This is a genomic window from Methylococcus mesophilus (assembly GCF_026247885.1).
Lineage (GTDB): Bacteria > Pseudomonadota > Gammaproteobacteria > Methylococcales > Methylococcaceae > Methylococcus > Methylococcus mesophilus.
This window is the reverse complement of the sequence record NZ_CP110921.1, coordinates 2,208,893-2,232,150: the sequence shown is the minus strand read 5'-3', so window position 1 is coordinate 2,232,150 and position 23,258 is coordinate 2,208,893. Positions and strand designations below refer to the sequence as shown.

The 23,258-nt window shown below is 60.8% G+C and carries 24 protein-coding genes and 2 pseudogenes; 18 read left to right on the top strand and 8 right to left on the bottom strand.

All coding sequences use genetic code 11. From position 1 onward, the window contains the following. Positions 1-38: 38 nt before the first annotated feature. The 9 genes from OOT43_RS10435 to OOT43_RS10395 all read left to right on the top strand — a co-directional run bounded on the left by OOT43_RS10435 (position 39) and on the right by OOT43_RS10395 (position 9,170). Positions 39-608 carry a UPF0149 family protein gene (locus tag OOT43_RS10435; RefSeq protein WP_266020518.1) on the top strand — a complete coding sequence of 190 codons (570 nt, stop codon included), beginning with the start codon at positions 39-41 and terminating at the stop codon, positions 606-608. Between the two features lie 11 nt (positions 609-619). After that, the gene (gene pepP / locus OOT43_RS10430; protein ID WP_449406839.1) at positions 620-1,927 is read left to right on the top strand and encodes a Xaa-Pro aminopeptidase; all 1,308 of its coding nucleotides are present in this window, start codon (positions 620-622) and stop codon (positions 1,925-1,927) included. Then, the gene (gene ubiH, locus OOT43_RS10425) at positions 1,924-3,129 is read left to right on the top strand and encodes a 2-octaprenyl-6-methoxyphenyl hydroxylase (protein ID WP_266020516.1); all 1,206 of its coding nucleotides are present in this window, start codon (positions 1,924-1,926) and stop codon (positions 3,127-3,129) included. The genes pepP and ubiH overlap by 4 nt, the downstream gene beginning before the upstream one ends. Positions 3,130-3,332: 203 nt before the next feature. Further along, positions 3,333-4,871, top strand: a complete 1,539-nt coding sequence (locus tag OOT43_RS10420) for a Re/Si-specific NAD(P)(+) transhydrogenase subunit alpha (RefSeq protein WP_266020515.1) — start codon at positions 3,333-3,335, stop codon at positions 4,869-4,871. Between the two features lie 18 nt (positions 4,872-4,889). Continuing rightward, a complete protein-coding gene (gene pntB / locus OOT43_RS10415; protein WP_266020514.1) occupies positions 4,890-6,287 on the top strand; it encodes a Re/Si-specific NAD(P)(+) transhydrogenase subunit beta in 1,398 nt (465 codons plus the stop codon). Between the two features lie 58 nt (positions 6,288-6,345). Continuing rightward, a complete protein-coding gene (locus OOT43_RS10410) occupies positions 6,346-6,780 on the top strand; it encodes a DUF29 domain-containing protein (RefSeq protein WP_266020513.1) in 435 nt (144 codons plus the stop codon). Between the two features lie 171 nt (positions 6,781-6,951). Further along, entirely contained in the window at positions 6,952-7,605 is a 654-nt protein-coding gene (locus tag OOT43_RS10405) for a hypothetical protein (protein WP_266020512.1), read from the top strand. 111 nt (positions 7,606-7,716) lie between these two features. Further along, entirely contained in the window at positions 7,717-8,082 is a 366-nt protein-coding gene (locus OOT43_RS10400) for a DUF3592 domain-containing protein (RefSeq protein ID WP_266020511.1), read from the top strand. A gap of 407 nt (positions 8,083-8,489) precedes the next feature. Beyond that, complete coding sequence (locus OOT43_RS10395) at positions 8,490-9,170, top strand: DUF4410 domain-containing protein (RefSeq protein ID WP_266020510.1); 681 nt, start codon at positions 8,490-8,492, stop codon at positions 9,168-9,170. A 17-nt stretch (positions 9,171-9,187) separates the two neighbouring features. On the opposite strand, the gene OOT43_RS10390 is transcribed toward OOT43_RS10395, so the two are convergent. Beyond that, on the bottom strand, positions 9,188-9,448 hold the full coding sequence (locus OOT43_RS10390; RefSeq protein WP_266020509.1) for an FmdB family zinc ribbon protein: 261 nt from the start codon (positions 9,446-9,448) through the stop codon (positions 9,188-9,190). 118 nt (positions 9,449-9,566) lie between these two features. On the opposite strand from OOT43_RS10390, the gene OOT43_RS10385 reads away from it, so the two are divergent. Both OOT43_RS10385 and OOT43_RS10380 read left to right on the top strand, forming a co-directional pair. Further along, positions 9,567-10,163, top strand: coding sequence for a nicotinamidase (locus OOT43_RS10385; protein ID WP_266020508.1), 597 nt, complete (start codon positions 9,567-9,569; stop codon positions 10,161-10,163). After that, positions 10,160-11,506 carry a nicotinate phosphoribosyltransferase gene (locus OOT43_RS10380; RefSeq protein ID WP_266020507.1) on the top strand — a complete coding sequence of 449 codons (1,347 nt, stop codon included), beginning with the start codon at positions 10,160-10,162 and terminating at the stop codon, positions 11,504-11,506. Before OOT43_RS10385 ends, OOT43_RS10380 begins: the two co-directional genes overlap by 4 nt. 104 nt (positions 11,507-11,610) lie before the next feature. Here OOT43_RS10380 and OOT43_RS10375 read toward each other — a convergent pair whose 3' ends face one another. The 7 genes from OOT43_RS10375 to OOT43_RS10355 form a co-directional block, all read right to left on the bottom strand. Further along, on the bottom strand, positions 11,611-12,735 hold the full coding sequence (locus tag OOT43_RS10375; RefSeq protein ID WP_266020506.1) for a helix-turn-helix transcriptional regulator: 1,125 nt from the start codon (positions 12,733-12,735) through the stop codon (positions 11,611-11,613). Positions 12,736-12,840: 105 nt separating this feature from the next. Continuing rightward, positions 12,841-12,942: a BrnA antitoxin family protein gene (locus OOT43_RS20575; RefSeq protein WP_394358005.1), complete on the bottom strand. Its 102-nt coding sequence runs from the start codon at positions 12,940-12,942 to the stop codon at positions 12,841-12,843. An 18-nt stretch (positions 12,943-12,960) separates the two neighbouring features. After that, the gene (locus tag OOT43_RS10370) at positions 12,961-13,086 is read right to left on the bottom strand and encodes a hypothetical protein (protein WP_266020505.1); all 126 of its coding nucleotides are present in this window, start codon (positions 13,084-13,086) and stop codon (positions 12,961-12,963) included. Continuing rightward, positions 13,061-13,270: a BrnT family toxin gene (locus OOT43_RS10365; protein ID WP_266024885.1), complete on the bottom strand. Its 210-nt coding sequence runs from the start codon at positions 13,268-13,270 to the stop codon at positions 13,061-13,063. Before OOT43_RS10365 ends, OOT43_RS10370 begins: the two co-directional genes overlap by 26 nt. 51 nt (positions 13,271-13,321) lie before the next feature. Beyond that, entirely contained in the window at positions 13,322-13,534 is a 213-nt protein-coding gene (locus tag OOT43_RS10360) for a type II toxin-antitoxin system HicB family antitoxin (protein WP_266020504.1), read from the bottom strand. A 4-nt stretch (positions 13,535-13,538) separates the two neighbouring features. Then, entirely contained in the window at positions 13,539-13,727 is a 189-nt protein-coding gene (locus tag OOT43_RS20570) for a type II toxin-antitoxin system HicA family toxin (protein WP_394358003.1), read from the bottom strand. A 102-nt stretch (positions 13,728-13,829) separates the two neighbouring features. Beyond that, positions 13,830-15,731 (bottom strand): TonB-dependent receptor plug domain-containing protein, encoded by a 1,902-nt coding sequence (locus OOT43_RS10355; protein ID WP_266020503.1) that lies wholly within the window; start codon positions 15,729-15,731, stop codon positions 13,830-13,832. A gap of 456 nt (positions 15,732-16,187) precedes the next feature. Between OOT43_RS10355 and OOT43_RS10350 the strand changes: the two genes are divergently transcribed. From OOT43_RS10350 to OOT43_RS10325, 7 genes and pseudogenes are all read left to right on the top strand, one after another. After that, entirely contained in the window at positions 16,188-16,925 is a 738-nt protein-coding gene (locus tag OOT43_RS10350) for a hypothetical protein (RefSeq protein ID WP_266020502.1), read from the top strand. 136 nt (positions 16,926-17,061) lie between these two features. Beyond that, positions 17,062-18,291 (top strand): hypothetical protein, encoded by a 1,230-nt coding sequence (locus tag OOT43_RS10345; RefSeq protein WP_266020501.1) that lies wholly within the window; start codon positions 17,062-17,064, stop codon positions 18,289-18,291. Positions 18,292-18,490: 199 nt separating this feature from the next. Continuing rightward, a pseudogene (locus OOT43_RS10340) lies at positions 18,491-18,562 on the top strand (IS200/IS605 family transposase); the annotation flags it as partial. Positions 18,563-18,983: 421 nt separating this feature from the next. Beyond that, positions 18,984-20,621, top strand: coding sequence for a hypothetical protein (locus tag OOT43_RS10335; RefSeq protein ID WP_266020500.1), 1,638 nt, complete (start codon positions 18,984-18,986; stop codon positions 20,619-20,621). 269 nt (positions 20,622-20,890) lie between these two features. Continuing rightward, positions 20,891-21,553, top strand: a pseudogene (locus tag OOT43_RS10330) (IS5 family transposase); the annotation flags it as partial. Positions 21,554-21,577: 24 nt separating this feature from the next. Beyond that, positions 21,578-21,886: a hypothetical protein gene (locus OOT43_RS20565; protein ID WP_394358002.1), complete on the top strand. Its 309-nt coding sequence runs from the start codon at positions 21,578-21,580 to the stop codon at positions 21,884-21,886. Next, positions 21,883-23,130 (top strand): choice-of-anchor tandem repeat GloVer-containing protein, encoded by a 1,248-nt coding sequence (locus OOT43_RS10325; RefSeq protein WP_266020499.1) that lies wholly within the window; start codon positions 21,883-21,885, stop codon positions 23,128-23,130. The genes OOT43_RS20565 and OOT43_RS10325 overlap by 4 nt, the downstream gene beginning before the upstream one ends. Positions 23,131-23,258 lie beyond the last annotated feature (128 nt).

Below are 23,258 nucleotides of genomic sequence, written 5' to 3'. Positions count from 1 at the left end.
GCTTGGGTACCGGCCTTGGCCCGAGGGGTGGTAGCATAATGAAATATCCGCAAGTTCGACAAGTCACCTCCATGCACGACAGTCCCTCCTACGAGGACATCCAGGCGATATTCCTCAATCACCACGTTCCTTCCAGCGCGGCCGAAGCCCACGGCACGCTGGCGGGCCTCTTGTGCGTCGACGGGCGGCTCGATTGCGGGCAGTGGCTGAGCGCCGTGTTCGGCGAAGACAAGGCGGGGCTGGATCCGGAAGAGCGGGGGTCCTGCGAAACCCTCTGCAACCGGACGCGCGAGCAACTGGATGCCTTCGACTTCAGCTTCGAATTGTGCCTGCCGGACGACGACCAGCCTATGACCGATCGCGCCCGAGCCCTGGGCGAATGGTGTCAGGGATTCCTCTATGGTTTGGGCTACAAGCTCGGCGGCAGCGACTGGCCCGGCGAATGTACCGAGGTGCTCGACGACATCCTCCAGCTTTCCCGCCTCGACGCGGAGCATGCCGATGAAACCGACGAGGAGGCTTATGCCGAGCTCACCGAATTCGTGCGGGCCGGAGTCCACCTGGTCCGCAGCGAGTTCGAACAGAACGCCGCCCCCCAGCTCCACTGAGTCGTCCGATGTTGCCCCTGTCCGAGTTCCAGCAGCGCCGCCGCCGTCTGCTCAAGCGCATGAAGAAACGAAGCGTCGCCCTCATTGCCGGCGCACCCGCCGCGGTGCGCAACCGCGACGTGGAGTTCCCCTACCGCCAGGACAGCGACTTCGCCTATCTCACCGGCTTCGCCGAGCCCGAGTCGCTGGCGGTGTTCATTCCGGGCCGGAAAGAAGGCGAGTTCGTGCTGTTCTGCCGCGAATTCGACGCCAAGATGGCCGTCTGGGTGGGACGCAGCGCCGGGCTCGAGGGCGCACGCGAGGTGTTCGGTGCGGATGAGGCCCATCCGATCGCCGAGCTCGACGCGGTGTTGCCGGGCCTCTTGGAGAACCACGAAGCCGTATACTACCCGATCGGGCATCAGTCCGAATTCGACGCCCAGGTGATGCGGGCGATCAACAACATCCGCAGCCGGGCGCGCAGCGGGGTCGGTGTGCCGGAACAGTTCGTCTCGCTTGACAAGCTCGTGCACGAACTGCGGCTGTTCAAATCGGAGCACGAGATCGCCTTGATGCGGCGGGCCGCCGACGTTTCCGCCGAGGCGCACAAGCGGGCCATGCGGATCTGCCGTCCCGGCATGTACGAATACCAGATCGAGGCGGAAATCCTGCATGAATTCACCCGCCACGGCATGCGTTCGCCCGCCTACCCCAGCATCGTCGCCGGCGGCAACAATGCCTGCACCCTGCACTACACTGCCAATGACGCGGTGCTGCACGACGGCGATCTGCTGCTGATCGACGCCGGCGCCGAGCACGACCATTACGCCGCCGACATCACCCGGACTTTCCCGGTCAACGGCCGCTTCAGCGAAGCCCAGCGCGCCCTGTACGAACTGGTGCTGGAGGCGCAAACGGCGGCGATCGGCGAGGTCCGGCCGGGCAAGCGCTGGAACGATCCGCACGCCGCCGCGGTCCGGGTCCTGACGAAAGGCCTGGTCGCCCTGGGGCTGCTCGAGGGCAAGCCCGCCAAGCTCGTCAAAGACGAGGCCTACAAGAAATTCTACATGCACCGGACCGGGCACTGGTTAGGTCTGGACGTCCACGACGTGGGCGACTACAAGGCCGGCAGCGACTGGCGCAAGCTTGAGCCCGGCATGGTGCTCACGGTCGAGCCTGGGCTCTACCTGCCGGCGGACTGCGAGGACGTCGATCCGCGGTTCCGGGGCATCGGCATCCGCATCGAGGACGACGTCCTCGTCACCCCGGACGGCTGCGAGATCCTCACTTCCGGCGTGCCCAAGACGGTCGCCGAGATCGAAGCGCTGATGCGGCCATGAAAACTTTCGATTACGACGTCCTCATCGTCGGCGGCGGCCTGGCCGGCGGCAGCCTGGCGCTGGCCTTGGCCGGTTCGCCGCTCAAGGTGGCCGTGGTGGAGAGCAGCACCGAATCCGAACGCCAGGCGGCTCCCGCCGGCACGCGCGCGCTGGCGCTGGCGCGGGGCACCGCCCGTATCCTCGAGACTCTGGGCGTTTGGGCCGCGGTCGAGCCGAAAGCCACGCCGATCCGCAACATCCACGTCTCGGACCGCGGCCATTTCGGCAAGGCCCGGCTCAGCGCCGAACGCGAAGGCGTCGCCGCCTTGGGGTATGTGGTCACCGCGCGCGATGTCGAGGATGCGGTGGCCGGCGCTCTGCAGGCCGGGACGGTCGAGCTGATCCAGCCCGCCCGCCTGATCGGGTTGCGGGCCGGGCCGGATTCGGTCCACGTCAGCCTCAAGCGCGGCGAGGAGACCCTGATGTTGTCCGCCCGCCTCGTCGTCGGCGCCGACGGCAGCGAGTCCACCGTCCGCCGGCTGCTGGAAATTCCCCAGATCGTCCGCGAATACGGCCAGACGGCCTTGGTGTTCGAGGTAGCCACCGAACTCGACCACCGCAACGTCGCCTACGAACGCTTCACCTCGTCGGGGCCGCTGGCCGTGCTGCCGCTCGGGCGGCGGCGCTGCTCGGTGGTGTGGACGCTGGCGCCGTCCGAAGCCGAAGAGTTGCGTGCCTTGCCGGAAGCCGAATTCCTGGCCCGCTTTCAGGAGACCTTCGGCTATTGGCTGGGGGCGCTGGGTCCGGTCGGTCCGCGCCAGACCTTTCCCCTCAAGCTGATCCGTGCCGGCCGGATGGCCGACGACCGGGTGGTGCTGATCGGCAACGCCATGCACCAGCTTCATCCGGTAGCGGGGCAGGGCTTCAACCTGGGGCTGCGCGATGCGGCCCAACTCGCGGAGCGCCTGATCGTGAAACAGGGGTTCGGCGAGGACATCGGCGATCCGGCGTTCCTCCACAGCTACGCCGAGGCCCGCCAGCGCGACCTCCGCAGCACCGTGGCCTTCACCGACAGCCTGATCCGGCTGTTTTCCAACGATTTTCTGCCTCTCGCGCTGGTCCGCAGCATCGGATTGTTCGCGCTCGATTGCCTGCCCCCGGCCAAACACCTGCTGGCCCGCCACGCCATGGGTCTGGCCGAACGCCTGCCTCGATTCACCTGAACTCTCCTCGTCGGAAAAAGGGTTGACCCGGCCTGGCTTTGCCGGTATTAAAGATGCGGGCGCTCGGCGCCCGTTTGCTTTTGTCAATCCAACCTTGCGAGATGGGTTGTTTCCTCCGAGTAAGCGATTCGTCTGCCAACGAGCGATCGAGCGCCGGTGCGAGGCCCGTCTCCCAACCAGAATAGGGATCAGGAGAGGCTTGCATGCGAATAGGAATACCGAAGGAAATATTTCCCGGAGAGCGCCGGGTAGCGACCACACCGGAAGTGGCCGAGAAGATCAAGAAGCTTGGATTCGAGGTCGCCGTCGAAACCGGCGCCGGGGACGATGCGAATTTTTCCGACGACGTGTTCCGCGAGGCGGGCATCGAGATCGTACCGACCGCCGTCGAGCTGTGGGCGAACTCCGACATGGTGCTCAAGGTGCGCGCGCCTTCGTCCGCCGAAGTCGAACTGATGCGGAAGGGCGGGTGTCTGGTCAGTTTCATCTGGCCGGCCCAGAACGCCGAACTCATGGACCAACTGGCCGCCACCGGCGGAACCGTGCTGGCCATGGACAGCGTGCCGCGGATTTCCAGGGCGCAGAAACTCGATGCCCTGAGCTCCATGGCGAACATCGCCGGCTACCGTGCGGTGATCGAAGCGGCCCATCATTTCGGCCGCTTTTTTTGCGGCCAGGTGACGGCGGCCGGCAAGGTGCCGCCGGCTAAGGTCTTCGTCATCGGCGCCGGCGTGGCGGGTCTTGCCGCAATCGGCGCCGCCGGCGGGTTGGGCGCCATCGTCCGCGCCAACGACACCCGGCCGGAAGTGAAGGATCAGGTCAAGTCCATGGGCGCCGAGTTCGTCGAAGTGGAATACCAGGAGGAGGGGACCGGCGTCGGCGGCTATGCCAAGATCATGAGCGAGGGCTATCAGAAGGCCCAGGCCGAGATGATCGCCCGTCAGGCCATGGACGTCGACGTCATCGTCACCACTGCCCTGATTCCTGGCAAGCCTGCCCCCAAGCTGATCACCGTCGGCATGGTCAAGTCCATGAAGCCGGGCAGCGTGATCGTCGACATGGCCGCCGAACAGGGCGGCAACTGCGAGCTGACCGTTCCCGGCGAGGTCGTGGTGCGCCACGAGGTCACCATCATCGGCTATACCGACCTGCCCAGCCGCCTGGCTCGGCAGTCCAGTACGCTCTATGCCACCAACCTCCTGCGTTTGCTCGAAGAGCTGTGCCCGCAGAAGGATGGCAATGCCGTGGTGGACATGGACGACGAAGTGATCCGCGGTGCCACGGTGATCAAGGACGGCACCATCACCTGGCCGCCACCGCCGCCCAAGATCAGCGCGGCGGCTCCGCAGATGGCCACGGCCGCGCCGCCGGTCGTAACCGAAAAGAAGCCGCTGCTGCCGGCCTGGGTCCGAACCGGCCTCGGCATCGGTGTCGGCGCCTTGATCTTCTACTTGATCGGGGCCAATGCCCCGGCCGACTTCATGGAACATTTCACCGTGTTCGTGCTCGCCTGCTTCGTCGGATATATGGTGATCTGGAACGTGACGCCCGCGCTGCACACACCCTTGATGAGCGTTACCAACGCCATCTCCAGCATCATCGCGATCGGCGCACTGATCCAGATTTCCTCGCCCGGCACGCTGATCCTGACGCTGGCAGGGCTAGCGGTCGCCCTGACGGCGGTCAACATGGCGGGTGGATTCTGGGTGACCCAGCGCATGCTGCGCATGTTCAGAAGATAACAAGGACGGGAGAAGATCATGTCTGAAGGTTTGGTTACGGTCGCGTACATCGGCGCGACCATCCTGTTCATCCTCAGCCTGGGCGGGCTGAGCCATCCGGAAACGGCAAGGCGAGGGAATTTCTACGGCATCGCAGGCATGGCCATCGCCATCCTGGCGACGCTGCTGGGCCCCAAGGTCACCAGCTACGTGCCGATCCTGATCGCCATGCTGGTCGGCGGCAGTGTCGGCGTATATGCCGCGATCAAGGTCAAGATGACCGAGATGCCGGAACTGGTTGCGCTCATGCACAGCCTGGTCGGCCTTGCGGCGGCCCTGGTCGGTTTCGCCAACTACTTCGATCCGAGCGCACACTTCGCCGGCGTCGAGAAGACTATCCACGAATCGGAAATCTACGTCGGGATACTGATCGGCGCCGTGACCTTTTCGGGTTCGGTCATCGCCTTCGGCAAGCTGTCAGGCAAGATCAGCGGCAAGCCGATGCTGATACCGGGGCGTCACTGGCTCAACCTGGGGCTATTGATCGCCGTCCTCGTGGTCGGCAAGCAGTTTCTCGACGCCGATTCGACCGCGGCCGGCATCGTGCCGCTGGGCATCATGACCGCCATAGCCCTGCTGTTCGGCATCCACATGGTCATGGCGATCGGTGGCGCCGACATGCCTGTGGTCGTGTCCATGCTCAACAGCTATTCGGGTTGGGCGGCGTCGGCCACGGGCTTCATGCTGTCGAACGATCTCCTGATCGTCACCGGCGCGCTGGTGGGCTCTTCCGGCGCAATCCTGTCCTACATCATGTGCCGGGCCATGAACCGTCATTTTTTTGCGGTGATTGCCGGCGGTTTCGGCACCGAGGGGGGGACTGCAGCAACTGGGGCAAAGCCGGAGGGCGAGGTGCAGCCGATCGGCGCCGAGGAAACCGCGGAGCTGCTGCGCAGCGCCCGCAATGTGGTCCTGGTGCCGGGCTACGGCATGGCGGTGGCGCAGGCTCAGCACACGGTGTATGAAATCACCAAGCACCTGCGGGACAAGGGCGTCAACGTGCGTTTCGCTATCCATCCGGTAGCCGGCCGCATGCCGGGGCACATGAACGTGCTGCTGGCCGAAGCCAGGGTGCCTTATGACATCGTGCTGGAAATGGACGAAATCAACGAGGACTTCCCGGAAACCGACGTGGCGATGGTCATCGGCGCCAACGACATTGTCAATCCGGGCGCCCAGGAAGACCCCAACAGCCCCATCGCCGGCATGCCGGTGCTGGAGGTCTGGAAGGCGGGCACGTCCATCGTCATGAAGCGTTCCATGGCATCCGGTTATGCCGGCGTCGACAATCCGCTGTTCTACAAGGAAAACAACCGGATGCTGTTCGGCGATGCCAAGAAGATGCTGGACGAAGTCCTGCAGCACCTGAGGGGGTAAGCGGAAATCCGCGGGGCGGAAATTCCCGTCCCGCGCTCCTGACGACGAGGGTCATCATGTGAACGCCAGTCTCTACGAACGCGATTTTTTCGGCTGGACTCTGCAACAGTCCGAACTGCTCAAGGCCGGCCGCTTCTCGGAACTGGATACCGAGCATCTCTGCGAGGAAATCGAGGCCATGGGCCGCAGCGCGCGGCTGCAACTGACCCGGCGCCTCGAGGTGTTGCTGACGCATTTGCTGAAATGGGGCCACCAGCCCGAGTTTCACGGGCAGCGCTGGGAGTCGGCCATACTCGACCAGCGCAGGCGCCTCGCCAAGCTGATCGACGCCAACCCGAGCCTGAAGCCCGCCCTCCACGTCTGTTTTCTCGAGACCTACGACAACGCCCGCTTCAGCGCCATGATGGAGACAGGGCTGACGCTGGAAGCCTTCCCGGTGCAGCCGCCCTTCGATCTCGTGGAGGTGCTGGATCTGGATTATCTGCCCGACTGAGTGTTTGAGGACCGTTGCGTCACGGTGTGTTGCGAGTTTCCCTGTCCGGGCCTATAGTCGAGTCGTTTGAGGCGACCAACACAAAAAATTCCAGCCTCACGCGAAAGGTCAACACCGGCCAAGGGATGCACGAGTGCCGAAATCGTGAGACTCAGCACAGGAGACGCAGCCGTGTTCAAGAAAATCCCGTCCCTCATCGTTTTCCTTGCACTTTCAGGTTCATTGGCGATGTCCCCGCCGGCCGGCGCAGCCGAGCCGCACGGACTCTACACGCCGCATGGTCCTACCGCCATCAAATTGAACGCTCCCCATGTCGCCAAGGCCTCGGTTACCAGTCCGGACGTGGCCGTTTTGAACGCCTTGCTCAAGCTCGGTTTGCCCATGCAATTTTCCCCGGCGGCCAATGGGCAGGACAACTTCCTGATGACGATCAACAACCCACTCGACAGCGGCAAGCCCATTCATCTGCACGGCGTCTGGTCGATGCTCACCTCGTCCAAGTTCCAGGTCGACATCGATTTCCAGGAGCTGATCGCCGCAGTCCAACAGCGCGGCGGCAGCGTGACGATCACCCGCAATTCATTTGCGGGCAAGGTCCTGGATAACGGCAACCTCAAGGGTGCCTATGATTTGGGCCTGATCATTTCTCTCTCGGGAATCAACATGAATCTGAAGGCTTCCGGTACCTATGTCGCAACCCCGCTACTGCTGGCGGCCACGCAGGCGGAAGGACCGGAGCCGGCCACGCAGGATTCGACGGCTTCCGCCAACGCCATCGCTCTGGAGCGGTTCGTTCTCGATGTCCTTGAAGAAAGCCCGCAATAGGCTGGCCGTCGAGAAAGCACCCTCCCGCATACCCCGGCCTGGTCCGCACCATTGGTTCTTTGATCCGGATCAGGCCCGACCTCGTTACCGATTCCTACAAGTTCGAACGCGATGAGAATACCGGCCTTGCTTCGGCGAGGGTTGCTGCTATCCCTGTTCGCGTCGGCTGCAGGTTGCACGACGATCGTCGACCGGTTCAGCGGACGCAACGAATCCTGCGAGATTCTGCGCACCGGCAGGCCCGCAACTGCCCGGATCGTCGGCCTCGCGGATACCGGCATCACCATCAATCAGAACCCCGTGGCCGAATTCGTGCTGGAAGTGCAGCCGGACCAGGGTCCGCCGTTCGAGGCGAAAACCAAGGCCCTCATCTCCCACCTGGAAGTTCCCCTGGCCCAGCCGGGCCGCACGGTTCCGGTCAAATACGATCCGCAGCGGCACGACCGGGTAGCGCTGGATCTATGGGAGTGCGACTGACCGAGGGTGAGACGGATCGGGTCCGGTAGGCGCCGTCATCTGGCGGTGGCCGGAAACCGTCTGAATTCCTCAGCTTTATGAAATCTCAAGGAGAGTAAATGGCGCGCCGTATTTCCCTTTTGGAACCTGTCTTGAAAAGTCTATTCAAGCGAAGTCAATCAGTTGAAATCAGGAAAAGTCTCCGCTCAGGTAGGGTGGATAAGCGTAGCGCATCCACCGCAACGCCGACTCGAAGGGCAGCGAAGCTGACTCGAAGAGCGGCGGAGCCGAATTTGGCGGATGCGCTGCCGCTTATCCGCCCTACGATCCCCCATCTTCTTTTTCAAGACAGACTCTTACTTCTGGTTTGCTTAAGTGTAGCGCTCGGGGGTTGCGGAGCGGATCGTACCCGCAAGCTCCTTGGCAGCGTGGAGGTCCGCAACGAACAACTCGGCGCGGTCAAGCCCGGCGAAGGGCCGAGGACGGTGTATGTCGCCGATTTCGCACTGGATGCCGAAAACATCCAGAGCGATCCCGGCGTCAGGGGATTGCTGCCGGGTCAATCTCAATCCCAGCGCCAGGGCCTGCTCGGCGGACTCGGCCAGCGCTTGAGGAGTCCCTTCGGCGCCGGGAGTCCCGGCGACAAGGCCCGTGAAATCGTCGACGCCATGGCGGCCGCGCTGGTGAAGAGCCTGTCGGACAAGGGTGTTCCGGCGCAGCGCATCGCCTCCACGGCCGGAGCCTTGCCGCGCGACGGCTGGCTGGTGCAGGGCATGTTCACCGAGGTCGACGAAGGCAGCCGGCTCAAGCGCGCGGTAATCGGTTTCGGAGCCGGGGCGACCTCCATGGACGTGCAGGTCGGCGTGAGCGATCTCGCCGGCAAGGACCCGCACCAGCCCTTCATCGTGTTCGGCACGGTGAAGGACCCGAGCAAGATGCCGGGCGCGGTCGTGACCATGAACCCCTATGTCGCCGCCGCCAAGTTCGTGATGGAGAAAAATGCGACCGGCAAAGACATCGAAAAGACCGCGGAACAGATCGTCGACGAAATCCTGAAATACCGGCAGAAGTTCGAAGACGAGGCGCGGGCCAACCGGGCCGCGCCCTAAAAGTCCTTCGCCTCCAATCAGTTGAATCCGCAGGCTCCGGCGCCGCAGCAGGGCGCGCCGCTCTGGCAGGGGGGCGCTTCCGGGTTCTTGAGGGCGCCGGAGCGGACGATGCCGCCGCCGGTAATCAACTTCTTGACTGGCGTATCGGGCGGGGTATCGCCGACAGCCAGCCCGGTGCGCTCGCACACTTCGCCCCAGGTTGCCAGACGATCGCTCATCGGATGGCTGACTTCCACGACACGGTCGTTCGTTTCACAAAAATAATCGTATTTCGGCACGGCGTTCTCCTTCCAGCGTTCCATGGATGCGGCATTTATAGAGGCGGATGACGGAAAACTCAATCCGTTCGGACCTTGCCCGGCGTATCATCCCGTGATCGTGAAGGAGTGGCTGAAAATGAACACCGAGACTGATGCGTTCCGCCTTTCACCGGGCGATGCCTTGATCGTGGTCCACGTGCAGAACGACTTCCTGCCAGGTGGAAGCCTTGCCGTCCCCGGCGGCGACGAGGTGATACCGGTCCTGAATCAACACGTCGCGCGCTTCGTTCGGGAAGGGCTGCCCGTCATTGCCACCCGCGACTGGCATCCGCCGGACCATTGCTCGTTCCATGCCCAGGGCGGGTCCTGGCCGCTGCACTGCGTGGCCGGCCGCGCGGGAGCGGAGTTTGCGCCCGGTCTCGCGCTACCCGAGGACGTTCCCATCGTGTCCCAGGCGACATGGCCGGACAAGGAAGCCTACTCCAGTTTCGAGGGGACGGACCTCGCCTACCTCCTGCAGGAAATCGGCGTTCGCCGTTTGTTCATCGGCGGCCTTGCGGCCGACTACTGCGTGCTGCACACGGTGCTCGACGGACGCCGCCTCGGTTTTGAGGTCGTCGTCCTGGAAGACGCTGTGCGCGCCGTCGACATGGAACCGGAGGACGGCCGCCGCGCGCTGGCCCGGATGCGAGAGGAAGGTGCAGAGTTCGCTACCCTGAAGGATTTCGAATGAGTCTGCCGGTCGACAGCCTGTTGCTCACCGATCTCTATCAGTTGACGATGCTGCAGGGCTATCACGCCCAGCGGATGAACGAGACCGCAGTCTTTGAATTTTTCGTGCGCAAGCTTCCCGGCGGAGCCGAGCCCAAGCGCAATTTCCTGGTCGCGGCCGGGCTGGAACAGGCGGTGGATTTTCTGGAAGGCATGCGGTTCCAGCGTGACGAGGTCGAGTGGCTGCGTGCCAGCGGACGGTTCGCGCCGGATTTCATCGACGCCCTTGCCGCATTGCGCTTCAGCGGCGACGTCGATGCTATGCCGGAAGGCACGGTGTTCTTCCCCGGCGAGCCGATATTGCGGGTGACGGCGCCCCTTCCCGAGGCGCAACTGGCCGAAACCCGGCTCATCAACCTGCTGCATTTCCAGACCCTCATCGCATCCAAGGCGGCGCGCATGACCCTGGCCGCGCCGGGCCGGCTGCTGGTGGATTTCGGCCTCCGCCGCGCCCACGGCGCCGAAGCGGGACTTCTGGCGGCGCGCGCCGCCTGCCTCGCCGGGTTCTCCGGCACCTCCGACGTGCTGGCCGGCCGGCTTTGGGCCGTCCCGCTGTACGGCACCATGGCCCATTCCTTCATCCAGGCCCACGACGACGAACTCACCGCCTTCGAGCATTTCGCCCTCGCCCAGCCGGACAACCTGGTGCTGCTGATCGACACCTACGACACCGAAGCCGCGGCGGAAAAGCTCATCCCCCTGGCCGAACGCCTGGCCGGGAGAGGAATCCGCATCCAGGGCGTGCGCCTCGACAGCGGCGATCTGGCCGAGCACGCCCGCCGGGTCCGGAGTATCCTCGACCGCGGCGGCCTCGGCCAAGTCAGTATCTTCGCCAGCGGCAGCCTCGATGAATACCTCCTGGCCGGGCACACCGCGGAAGCCGTGCCGATCGACGGCTACGGCATCGGCACCCGCATGGACACCTCGTCCGACGCACCCTATCTCGACTGTGCTTACAAGCTCCAGGAATACGCTAGCGTCCCCCGGCGCAAGCGTTCGGAAGGCAAGGCGACCTGGCCCGGCCGGAAACAGGTTTACCGGTATTACGACGACGAGGGGAAAATGCGGCGGGACAGCCTGACGCTTGTCGACGACGTGCAGCCGGGGGAGCCCCTGCTGCGTCCGGTGATGCGCAGCGGCCGCCGGCTCGGAGCGAGTCCGCCGTTGCAGACCGTTCGGTCCCATGCGATCGAACAGCTTGGCCGCCTGCCGGAAGCGTTACGCCGGCTGTCACCGGTGCCGGCTTATCCGGTAGAAATTGCCGGGCGATTGAAGGCTTTGGTTCAAGCGATGGATGATTGTTAGCACTGTTAGGATATGTGCTGACGCAAGGAAGCGCATAGTTCGAGTGCAGCCGCGCGAGTGATGCGTCTCTCTTCGTTCGGCCATTATCCGACGATGCTGGCGTCTCACCCGCCCTCCCAATCCACCCTGACCGCCGGCAGCGAGGCCAGCAGCTTCACCAGTTCGGCCAGACGGCGGGTATGGGTTTTCTCGAATAGGCGGCGGACCTGGGTGCGCGCCGTGCTGAGCGACAGTCCGCTATCGGCCGCGTACTCGCCGGGGCTCAGGCCCCGGACCAGCGCCCCGGCCAGGCGCGCCTCCGCCGGGCTCAGCCCGAACAAGAGGCGCAAGAGCTGTTCCGGCGGCACGCGCTGGGCCGCCGGGTCGGACACCAGCAGCAGGACCAGCGGCGTTTGCCAGGGCGCCGCCAAGCGCGAGCGGGCCGACAACGGCGCCATCGACAGATGCAGGTCCGGGCGCTCCCCGCCGCGCGGCAGCCGCATCCCCCCGCCTTTGCCCGCGGCGGCATCGCGTATCAGGGTGTTCAGCAGCGCGTTGTCGCGGGGAAGGGCGTGGACCAGCCTGCCGCTGCGCACCGACAGCCCGGCCGGGGTGCTCAGCAGGGCCTCCGCCGCCGCATTGGCGAAGCGGATCGTGCCGGTTCCATCCGCGATCAGCGCCGGGAAATCCAGCGTATCCAAGGCCCGCAAGCCGCCGTCCAGCTTCAGCCGCAGGTCTTCGGACTTGTGGTAAAGCCGGGCGGGGCGTGCCAGATGGGTTTCGACCCGTTTCAGCCGCCGGATGTCGTCCTCGCCGAACGGCGTGCTGCCCAAGGAGCGCATTGTGCCCAGGAAGATCGAGTGCCGTTCCAGATCGCTGAGGCGTGTGGCGAACATGTAGCGCACACCATAGCGGAACAGAAAGTCGTTGAAGAACTCGCTGCGGCGGTAGAAAGCCTCGTCGAAATGCTGGTGGTCCAGCATCCACTCTCTCACTCCCATGCGTGCCATTGTCGCTAGGCGTGGATCGATTGCGCCGTAATAGGCGACGTACTCGGCGTCCCCCTTTGCACTGGCTTCCGGGTCGAGTTCGGTCCCCCACGCGATCGAATGGGTGATCTGTCCGCTGCTCCGGTCCACGAAACCAAGCTGCCCGACCTGCGCATCCACCCGCCGCAATAACCCGGCGAACGCCTCCGGCCACAGCTCCGGCTCCAGTGCCGCCTCGTACAGCGTCCCGATCAGGGCCATAGGGTGCGCTGAACGAAGGGAAGCGCACCGCTTATTCGTTACGATCATCTACTCCTGGCGATGTTCCTTCAGCCATTCCGCCAGTGCGGAGTCGATCCGGGTTTGTCAGCCAGGGCCGGTTGCTTTGAACCGGTCTACGATGTGGCGCGATAGCCGGATCGTAATGCGTTCCTTTGGGGCATCTGCGGGCGGCCTTCCTCTGCGCACGAGCGGTTTAACCGCCTCCTATTCTTGATCGGTCGGCGGCGCGGCGTCAGGATCGGACAGGGCCGCCGCCGTGATGGCGGCGTCTTCTTCCGGTGTGTTGATCAGGACTTTCCTGCCGTTACGTAGCGTCAGAAACTTTTGCATAGCGCATCTTCTCCCGGTTGTTGGCCTTGCGCAGACTGATGATGCGTCTCTCGTCGACGCGATCCACGAAGGCCACGAAAAACAAACGTATTTCCAGCAGCGCCAGCGCACACTGACGCGGCTCACCGTAATCGCGACGCATATCGGGCCATACCAGCGCCGAATCCCGGTTGCGATCATGGATGAGGTGTTGGCGAGGGTATCGACGCTCTTCGAGTGAACCGCGGTTTTCGGATCAGGCAGCCAGCTCGCAATATTCGACTACAGCAGAAGGTACGGGAATGGGCTCACCGTCTTCTTTGATGCCGTCCAGGTGTAAAAGGATTGCCTCACGGATGTTTACCTCGGTCTCCTGAAGCGTGGCGCCAGTTGCAATGCAACCGGGCAGATCGGGAACATAGGCGGAGAAGTTGCCGCCAGCGGGCTCTATGACGATGGCATAACGCATGGGACTACCTCTTGAGCTGGGCTTGCTTGAGAATACTATTCAAGGTACCTGGGGAAATCTCGTCGCTTGGCTTGCCTGCTACGGTAACACGGCCGGGCTTGATCGCATGCTTGAGCTGACGATGACTGCCGCGAGTCATGGCTGGATACCATCCGTCATCAGCCAGTAGCCGTAGAATTTCGGACACTTTCATGGTTCGAATTCTACCTTATTCCTTGCTTCCGCCCCTTCGGGCCTGACGCTCAACTCGGGCGGAACCGTCTTTTTCGGATTCCGCCGGAATGATCGAACCCCGTCAGGGCAAACTCGCCCGAATCCCCCCATACACCGCCGCACCGGGGACGCCGAGGATGTAGGTGTCGGAGGTCTGGTTGTTGGTGATGTTTTCGCCGCGGACGTAAAGGGTGAGGCGGGGATCGACGACGTAGTTCAGTGTCATGTTTATGAGCAGGGCGTCACCGATGTAGATATTGCGGCCGTCGGAGTAGCTCAGGCCGCGGTAGATTGCTTCGGTCCATAGGCGCAGGGGCCAGGTCTGGCCGCGCCATTCGGTCCAGAAACGGCCGATGCTGTCGGGGCGGTGCGGCAGCGGGTCGCCGGTGTCCAGGTTTTCGTTCGAGCTCAGGGTGTAGTCGATGCCGCTGCTGAATTGCGCGTTCCAGGCCGTGGCGCCTTGCATCTCCAGGCCCATGATGCGGGTGCGTGGAATGTTTTCCGAGCGGTAGAGGCCGATCGGCAGCCGGGCCAGAATGATCAGGTCGTCGAAGCGGTTGTAGTAGCCGGTCAGGGAAAGCTGGGTCGAGCCGGTCACGTCCCAGTTGAACCCCGCCTGGCCGCTGGCGCCATGCTCGGGGCGCAGCGCGGGGTTGCCGATGAAGGGCGTGAGCAGTTCGGGGAAGCTGGGCAGGCGGTAGCCGATGCCGCCATCCGCGAAGACGGCGAATTCGGGCAGGACCCGGTACTGGCTGCCGGCGTGGAAAGTGGTGTGGACGCCGTACTGCTCGTAGCTGTCGGTGCGGAAGCCGACCACGCCCGAGTAGCGGTCGGACTTCATTTCCAGGCGCCCGACGGCGGCACCGGTGGCGCGCTGGCTGCGGTACCGGCCGTCCGGTGTGGCGCCGTCCTCGTACCAGCCTTCGCCGCCCCAGGTCAGGTGCCAGGTGCCGGTGTCCGGCGTGACCCACTGATGCAGGTTCTCCCAGCGCGCCAGATAGGTGTGGCTGAGCATGCCGCTATCCGTGACGCCGGAGCGCACTGTCTTCTGCTGCTGGGTGAAGCCGAACTGCAGCCCGCTCTGCCAATGTTCGTGGAGCGCGATCCGGCTGCGGTTCTGCGCCAGCCAGGTTTCCTGGTTGATGAAGGCGTTGGGGTCGTCGACGAAATCGAGGACGTGCTCCGGTGTAAGGACGTACTTACCGTAGCCGCTGTGGGAGTTGGAATACACCAGGCTGCTTTCGGATTCCCCCGCATCGCCCAGTTTGGTGCTGCCGCGCAGGGTGGCGAGACTGGCGTTGGCCGGCTTGCGGTAGCCGTCCCCGAATTGCGGATTGACATAGGGCGTGCCGTCGAAGAAGTCGTCCCGGCTGTAGGTGCCGCTGATCCGGCCTTGTTCGCCGGCCCAACTGCCCGCCACGGTGTCGCGCAGGGCGCCGAAGCTGCCGCCTTCGACGTGGGCCGAGCCGGTGGTGGCGAGCAGGTCACGGGTCGAGAGCCGGATCAGGCCGCCCAGGGCATGGCTGCCGTAGAGCACGGCGCCGGAGCCGCGGATCATTTCGGTGTTCTCGAAGGCTTCCGCAGGCATGCCCGCGAGGTTGAACTGGCCGGTGTTGCTCATTGGCAGGGGGATGCCGTCGATCTGGATCAGGCCGTAGCCGCTGGCGCCGCGCAAGGTGAGGGAGGTCACCCCGCCGGCGGGTACCGACACCATGTTGAGGCTCGGAAAGCCCTGCAATACATCTCCCAGCCCGCGTTTGCCGGAGCGGACCAGCGCCTGGTTGTCGAGGGCAGTGACGGCGTGCTCGTCGGTCTGGTGGCCGAACGGGTAATCCTGGGTGCCGGACACCACCAGCGGGCTCAATTGGACGATGGATTCCTGCCCGCCTTTCTTTTTCTTGACGGGTTTGTTCTTGTCCTCGGCCAGGGCCGGCAGACACGTCAAGGCTGCCAGCACGCCGAGAGTTCCGGTCCGCAGGACCACGGGGATGCTCCGTTGTTGTTCGTTATTGTGAGTGCCGGCCGATGGGATGGCGGCAGTCAGGGAGTCTAGCCGGGCTTGACGGTAACCACAACGGCGTCATGGAAAAGCGTCGGCTCGACATTTGCCTAACATAAATTCGCAAAAAAATCATCATCACTTTTGATGATGCGCCACACAGGAATCCGATGGTATGTTCGCGCACAAGTCAGAGGAGGCGTGGCGGTTGACTTGCCTGCCTCGGAACGAAAAGGACCGGGCGGAACCCGGCAGAACGATAAAACACCATGAACGGAGAGATGAGCATGCTCCCAGGAAAGTACCTTTGTGCCCGTTACTATTTAACCTCACACGCTCTATCTGTTGATGAATTCCATTCCGAGGCAGGTGTCACAGCCTGTACCAAAGTTTCGTCGCCTTCGTCACGGCATTAATACTCTGTGTCTGGACAAATAAAAAATGAATAGAGCACTCAATTCGCTTCGCGCGGCTGCATTTATAATGGCCTCCCTGCCTGTCGCTGCATTTGCAGAAAATACCCCTGTATGTGTGAATAAGAAAACAAAAGTTATGCGATTAGCCATACCCTGCAAAGCCAGCGAGCAAACTTTCAGTCTAGGCTCCAATGGACCTCAAGGACCTCAAGGACCTCAAGGACCTCAAGGACCTCAAGGACCTCAAGGACCTCAAGGACCGACCACTACGCCTGCCATCTTTAGCGCAGATAATGAGTTTATCGGATACTTGTCCGGTGCGGCAGAGGGGCCGGTCACTTATCTCGAAGATAGTAGTACGGGTGATTTTGTACCAATTGGTCCATCAAGGTCTCTGTATGTCTGGATACCCTCCCTAAAAGTGACGACCAGGATAGATGGTTTTGTGGGGGGGGATGTCCCAACGTTCTATAAATCGAAAGATTGCTCTGGCCCAGCTTATGTTGCCCAGGATTATCAAATAAGTGCTGCGCCAGCACTATTAGTTGACTCGTTCGGGCGTCATTATATCGCGTCTGTTGTTTCAGGCGATTCCGCTTCATACCATGAAATGTTTTCTTGGACTTGGAGTAATTATAAATACACTTGCAATGATGTTATCCCAAGAGAGGATGACTATTTGATAGGCTTCGACAGGGTTGAGATTGTTGAAGTATCTTTGCCTTTCTCGACCCCTCTAAAGCTGCCTTTGCAATTTAGATAAACTAATGACGTTTGCATTGAGGCGCGTGTTGCGTCGTTTGTAACATGAGATCACAAAAGTTAAGGGGGTAGGGGTTAGGTTTCGTGTTAGTATTAATTATATAAGTGATAACAAAATATTAAGCGTAGGATTGAAAATGAAGCGAATTATATTCTGTGCGGCGACTTCCGCATTTCTTGCTTTCAATGTAAATGCAGAAACGAGCAGCGGATTTCAAATACCAATTAACGGTTCCAAGAATAGCTCAATTTCCGTAGGTGTCGCAGATGACGGAAGCTTTATCATGGCTTGGGTTAACGCGGAAACCGGCACGGTAGACGGCCGCTGCTTCAGTCGCGACCGAGCGCCTCTTGGAGAGCCCTTGACATTGGTCCCTGCGAACTCTCCGGAATCATGGGAATCCGTGCGGTCGAACACATTAGAGTCGCCAGCGTTGGCGATGAGTGGGACTGGAGCGTTTGTACTGGCTTGGAATTCCGCTGAGGGGATTAAGGCCAGGAAGTACGATGGATGTACCGCTTCAGGGATAAAGGAAGATCATCCATTGGTTGCCTTATCGTCAAAAAAAGGTTACACCATATCGGCTGCGATAAACAATGCTGGTATATCCGTCGTTACGTGGGAGGAGTTTGTTGTTACGGCACATCACGATACGTATGACGATTATAAGGCGACTGGCTCGTTTGCTAGAAGGCTTGATGCAAACGGCGTTGCCAGTAAGCATGCCATCGTTGTCTCAAACAAGGGCGAAGATTGGTCAAGACCTAGTGTTGCGTTAACATCTGATAAGTACCTTCTTGCTTGGTCCGAGTCGTCCGAGAACATACATAGGGTTCTTGTACAGTCATATGATTTTGAAGATTTGGCTGCTGGGCCAGCGATCGAAGTTAGTAAATTCCAAACCGACTTTGGTGGAGTGTTTGGAAGCGCAATTGCTGCTAACGAGCAAGGCGAATTCTCTGTGATCTTCGGTGCCTCTGGCGGCTATAATGCAAATGCGCGCACGTGGCGCCGTTGGGTGGAAATTTACCGTTATGATTCTGAAGGGATGCTGTCCCTGAAGGCTCAATCCCCGAAGTATAAGATGCCTAGCACCATGCTTACCCATCCTTTGGCGGTATTTTTGGACGGCAAGGGGAGTGAAACTGTGTTTTGGTCAACGAATAATAGGAAGGTTAATAATGGGGTTCTCTGGTCTGCGCAGCTAAACAATAAGGGGCTTAGGCTTAGAAAGAGCGTAAGTGCTGATGTGAGGTATGCTAAAGTTGCTTCCAATTCAAAAGGTGAGTTTGTGATCTCTTATTATCGGAGAAGCAAGTCTAAGTCTGATGGCGGGCTTCTGGGATGGTTGGGCAGAGCTTTTTGATGTGGCAGCTCAATCTTAGGGGGTAAGATATCCCGTTCTCGACTACTTTTCTCGTCGCCAGGTCGAAATCCGATTTGGGCTTGGCTTAACTTTCAACCTATAGGGTGGTTAACTGAGGTAAACCCCGGCTTTGCCGGGGAGTCACGGGGTTTGACCTCGGGAGCGGCCGTTGTGAACCTGAAATCTCGCCAAGAGCAGGATGAAAGAGTGCCAGAGTCTTTCCTATACGCGATGGGATTGTAAGTATCACGTGATGTTCATTCCCAATAGGCATCCCGTTAGAGACAAGTTGGTAACATCTTCCGTATCAATCATTTGACGAACCGCGATGCCTCCCTGGCTGTGGCAAGCAACGATTCGACATCAACGATTTGCAAGTCATCTGGCAGGCAGCAGCAGGAGATGTATATAAGGGTATGCCATAAGGTCCCCGCTTTGCCCGGAGGGTAACTGAAAATAGCGGATATCGTTGCTCCGCAAGGGCTCATCTAACCAAAAAGTGTAGATCCCCTGGTCTGCTGGAAGATACTTATTTCTTGGGTGCGTCCATTAACCTGGCTATGTAATGTACCATATAAGGGTTTTCTAGTTCTGCATATTGTTGCGGGCGTGCTTATGTGTGATTCGGGCTTGGCTAATATCAAAGAGAATATCCGGGTTGGTGATGTTGCTGTAATTTCGAGGTGTTTGCAATGAATATAACGACTAACGCAGAAGGGTGTGCTATCGTGGTCTTCCCCTTCTTAGTTCTTCTTGTTTTGTATTCTAATGTCGCATCGTCAGATGTCCTGAAGGTTGCTCCATTTGATAAAATATATATCCCGGTGGACTCAAGTCTGGGAACTCAGATCGGTGATTGCTCTGTCCATGATAAACATTGCGGGGTCGTAGAGGGTAGTTTTGCAGATAATGCGTCTCATGCGGGCCGAATATTTATCTCTCTGCTTGTTACGTCGCGAAGTGGCCCATTTTTTGGGAAAACTATATACTTTCCTGCTTATTTGGATGATTCGAGAAATGTTGTAACGAGTATGCCGGCGATACCAAAACAATTTAAAGTTTTTGGTGATTTCGAGTTTTTTATTATTCTCTATGATGACACCTCTCAGTCATACTCAAGGTGGTACACGAAGTACAGCATTAAATACAAAATTCCAAAGATTAAAAATCCTGGGCGGTTAACAAGTATATGGGCCGGAGTCAATAGAAAGCTTGGGTTCGATATGCCTGAGCTTAACTTGTCTGTCATGAAGAACGCGGATAAGACTTTGACTGATTTGGCTGCCAAGGCGATGTTGGAAAACTGGCTAGGTCGTCCTATAGACCTGAATTTTGGAAAATCAAATACGACTGGGCGTACGTTGAGCTTACTTCCACGGTCGGCATCAGCGTCATCCAGAGCCAGTATTTTTTCAGATGCAGATTTGGTGAATAGTTTTGCCAGTGAACTACTTGGCTCTGTTCATGAGTTGGCCGATAAATCTAGGGAAATTGGCCAAAAGCTCATGACTTCATCTGTCTATGTTGGTGCGGCAGTTTCTGTTGCGGGGTTAGCCTTAGGAGCGCCTGCGGTAATTACCATCGGGGGAACGGCTGCGGTAGCTAGCATGGTCGGCTTAGGGTTTGGCACAGTAAACGGTATGGTCCTGGATATGGCGCCAGGTATCGCCGGGTTGGAGCAAAAAGCGATGGAGGCTCTGAAACCATCTTTCAATTTTTTCTTTAATAATGTTGCTGCCAATGCGGCGTCGGAACTATTTGTTGATAATAGGCTTGGGGGGTTGCTTGAAAGCATGCATTTGCCTTCTGAGTTTTCCGGTATTGTAGACAATCAATTTGAGATATCAGATAGGATTGCTAGCAATATCAGTCCGTTAGACGAAGGGCTGGCGGGAAGGATTTCCGACGTACTGGCTACAATCCCAAATTACCACGCGCCAGACGATAATTCTGGTGGCGGTGGCGGTGGCGGTGGCGGTGGCGGTGGCGGTGGCGGTGGCGGTGGCGGTGGCGGTGGCGGTAACGGAGGTGGTGGTAACGGCGACGGCACTGGGAGCGATTCGCATCAGTGCATATCGTTTGACGCCACTTCAGATCCGGCTATAACTTTTGCCGTTAATTCGTGTTCTATCAGAGTCATATTAATGTGGTTTGATGAAGGCCCATGCAAAACAGGATGTGCCGTGTACGTCGGCGCAAATAGTAAAGAATATATCGCTATTAAATTAGATGGCCTGGTAAAATACGCTGTGTGCGCGGATACAAAATTCCCTGCTAAGCCAGATGATACCGGCATCTGGGATGGTATTGGTACTTACATTTGTCGATAAGGACCTGTAGCGACCGCCCTGGAATATGGGCGGACTTTCTCTATTTGAATAGAAGTTTGTCCTGTACACGTTGCCCTGCCATAAAGTTATAGTAAGACCCCTTAAGGCACACCCTTATACACATCTCCTCCTGCTGCATGTTGGGCGACATGCAACTCGTTGATTTCGTGTCTCTGCTTGTTACAGCTAGGGAGGCGTCGAGGCTCTTCAAGTGATTGACACGCAAGATGTCGCCGACTTGTGTGTAACGGGATGCCCTTACGGGGGGCTTGTACCTGCTCAGGAGCGGCTGCCAGTGGCGGATGCTGCCTGGGGAGTTTCCGAAATGGCGCACGGTGTATTCGTACTTCGCCAAGTGGAGCGAACCCGATCCGGACGGCATCAGCGTGCCGGAGCGGGCATTAAAAAAATCAGGTTGGCGCGGCCCATACCGGCCAGGGGCGCCGAGCCCGGACGACCTTCCTGATCGTTGATGCCCAGAGCGTGAAGAACACCGACAGCGCCGACCAAAAGGGCTACGACCCTGGCAAAAAGGTCTCGGGCATCAAGCGCCATATTGCGGTGGATACCCACGGGTTGCCGCATGCCATTGCGGTGACGACCGCGGACGTGACCGATCGCCAGGGCGCACTGCAGGCGATGGACCGGTGTGCGGGCAACCTGACGCAGGTCGAGACCGTATTGGTGGACGGCGGCTATACCGGATGGCCATTTGCCGAAGCGGTCAAGGAGAAGCTTGGCGCCACCGCGCAGGCGGTCAAACGTAATGATCTGCACACGTTTGCCGTGTTACCCCAGCGCTGGGTGGTGGAGCGCAGCTTCGGCTGGCTGGAGAAGTGTCGCCGACTGTGGAAGAACTGCGAGCGCAAGCTCAACACCAGCTTGCAGCTCATCCACTTGGCATTCTCGTCGTGCTCATCAGAAGATCGTGAACAGGCCCTTACGGCACCTGCCCTATGCCTTTGCAGGATTTCGCCGAGCCGCCATCACAAATTGCCGGCGAAAACATCATCCATTTGGATGATGCGAGCGCGGAAACCGCGGTGGTAGGGTGGCTGCCGCAGGGGCGGTGCTTCGTAAGCGGCGCGCTCGCCAGCAAAGTCGAAGATCGGGAAGAACCCGGCAACGATCGAGAACACACCTTGAACGGAGAGATGAACATGTCTGCTGTCAAACCTTCAGGCTCCGCAATTCCCGTCGGGATTCCGGTGCGGCCGGCCGTTTGCGAAGCGGGTGGTCCGCAAGCTTCCGGGGCCTTGCCATGAACACCGGCCATTCCGCGAATGCCGGGCCGGGTATTCCTCACCAACGCGCCTGCCGTACCGATGGCGGCTCGTACGGCGCCGATCAAAATGCGGGCGGGGACCGTGTCGCCGCCCCTGGCGCCGTCGCGGGCGTGTGCCGCGACTTCGACATGGCGCGCGGCGCGCATCCCTATGCCGCGGTAACTTTCGGCCCGGACGGTGCGCTGTACGGGACGACCTGGCGCGGCGGCAGCGCCGACCGCGGCACGGTGTTCCGGCTCGGTCTGGAGGGCGCCTTCCGCGTGCTGCACGACTTCGACGGCGCGCACGGGTCGAACCCTTACGCCGCTCCGGCCTTCGGCCCCGACGGCACGCTGTACGGCACCACCGTCAATGGCGGCGAATCGGACCAGGGCACTGTCTACCGGATCGACCCGGCCGGACGCTTCGGCCTCCTGCACGACTTCGAGCGCATGCACGGGGCGAACCACTACGCGCCGGTCACGCTGGGGCCGGACGGAGCCTTGTACGGCGCGGCCTGGACCGGCGCCCACGCCGGCCAGGGCACCGTCTACCGGATCCATCCCGACGGCGGCTTCGGCGTACTGCATCATTTCGACGGAACCGCCGGCGCCAACCCCTACGGCGCCCCGGCCTTCGCGCCGGACGGAACCCTCTACGGCACCGCCTGGAGCGGCGGCGGCCTGGGGGCCGGTCTGGTGTACCGGATCGACCCGGGCGGCCGTTTCTGCGTGGTGCGCGCTTTCGACCTCAAACGCGGTGCCAGCCCCTACGCCGGCCTGATCGCCGGTCCGGACGGCGCGTTCTACGGCACGACCGTCGCCGGCGGACGTTCGAACGCCGGCACGATCTACCGTCTCCTCCCCGACGGTCGTTTCGGCGTGCTGCACCATTTCGACGGAAAGGACGGAGCCCAGCCCTTTGCCGCCGTGACGTTCGGCGAGGGGGGGCTGTACGGCACCACGCGCGGCGGAGGCCGCGCGGGCGCAGGGACCGTGTACCGCATCGGCCCGGACGGCCGCTTCGGCATTCTGCACGAATTCGACCGGGCCCAAGGGGCGTATCCCTACGCCGGCATCACGATCGGCCCGGATGGCACGCTCTACGGCACCACCGCGAACGGCGGCGGCTCCAACATCGGCACGGTGTACCGGATCGACCCGGCCCATGGTTTCGGCGTGCTGCACGATTTCGAGCGGAGCCCCGGCATTTATCCCGGCCTTGCCCGGATTTTCGGGCTGTAGGGCGGATGCCGAAGGCGATCCGCCAAGCCATACGATTTGTGGGCCCGGTCGGCATGTGTGTTGTTTCGGGCTGGCGGAACCCGGAGACGCCGGTTCCGCCCTACGGCGGCTAACTCTCTACAGGCTAT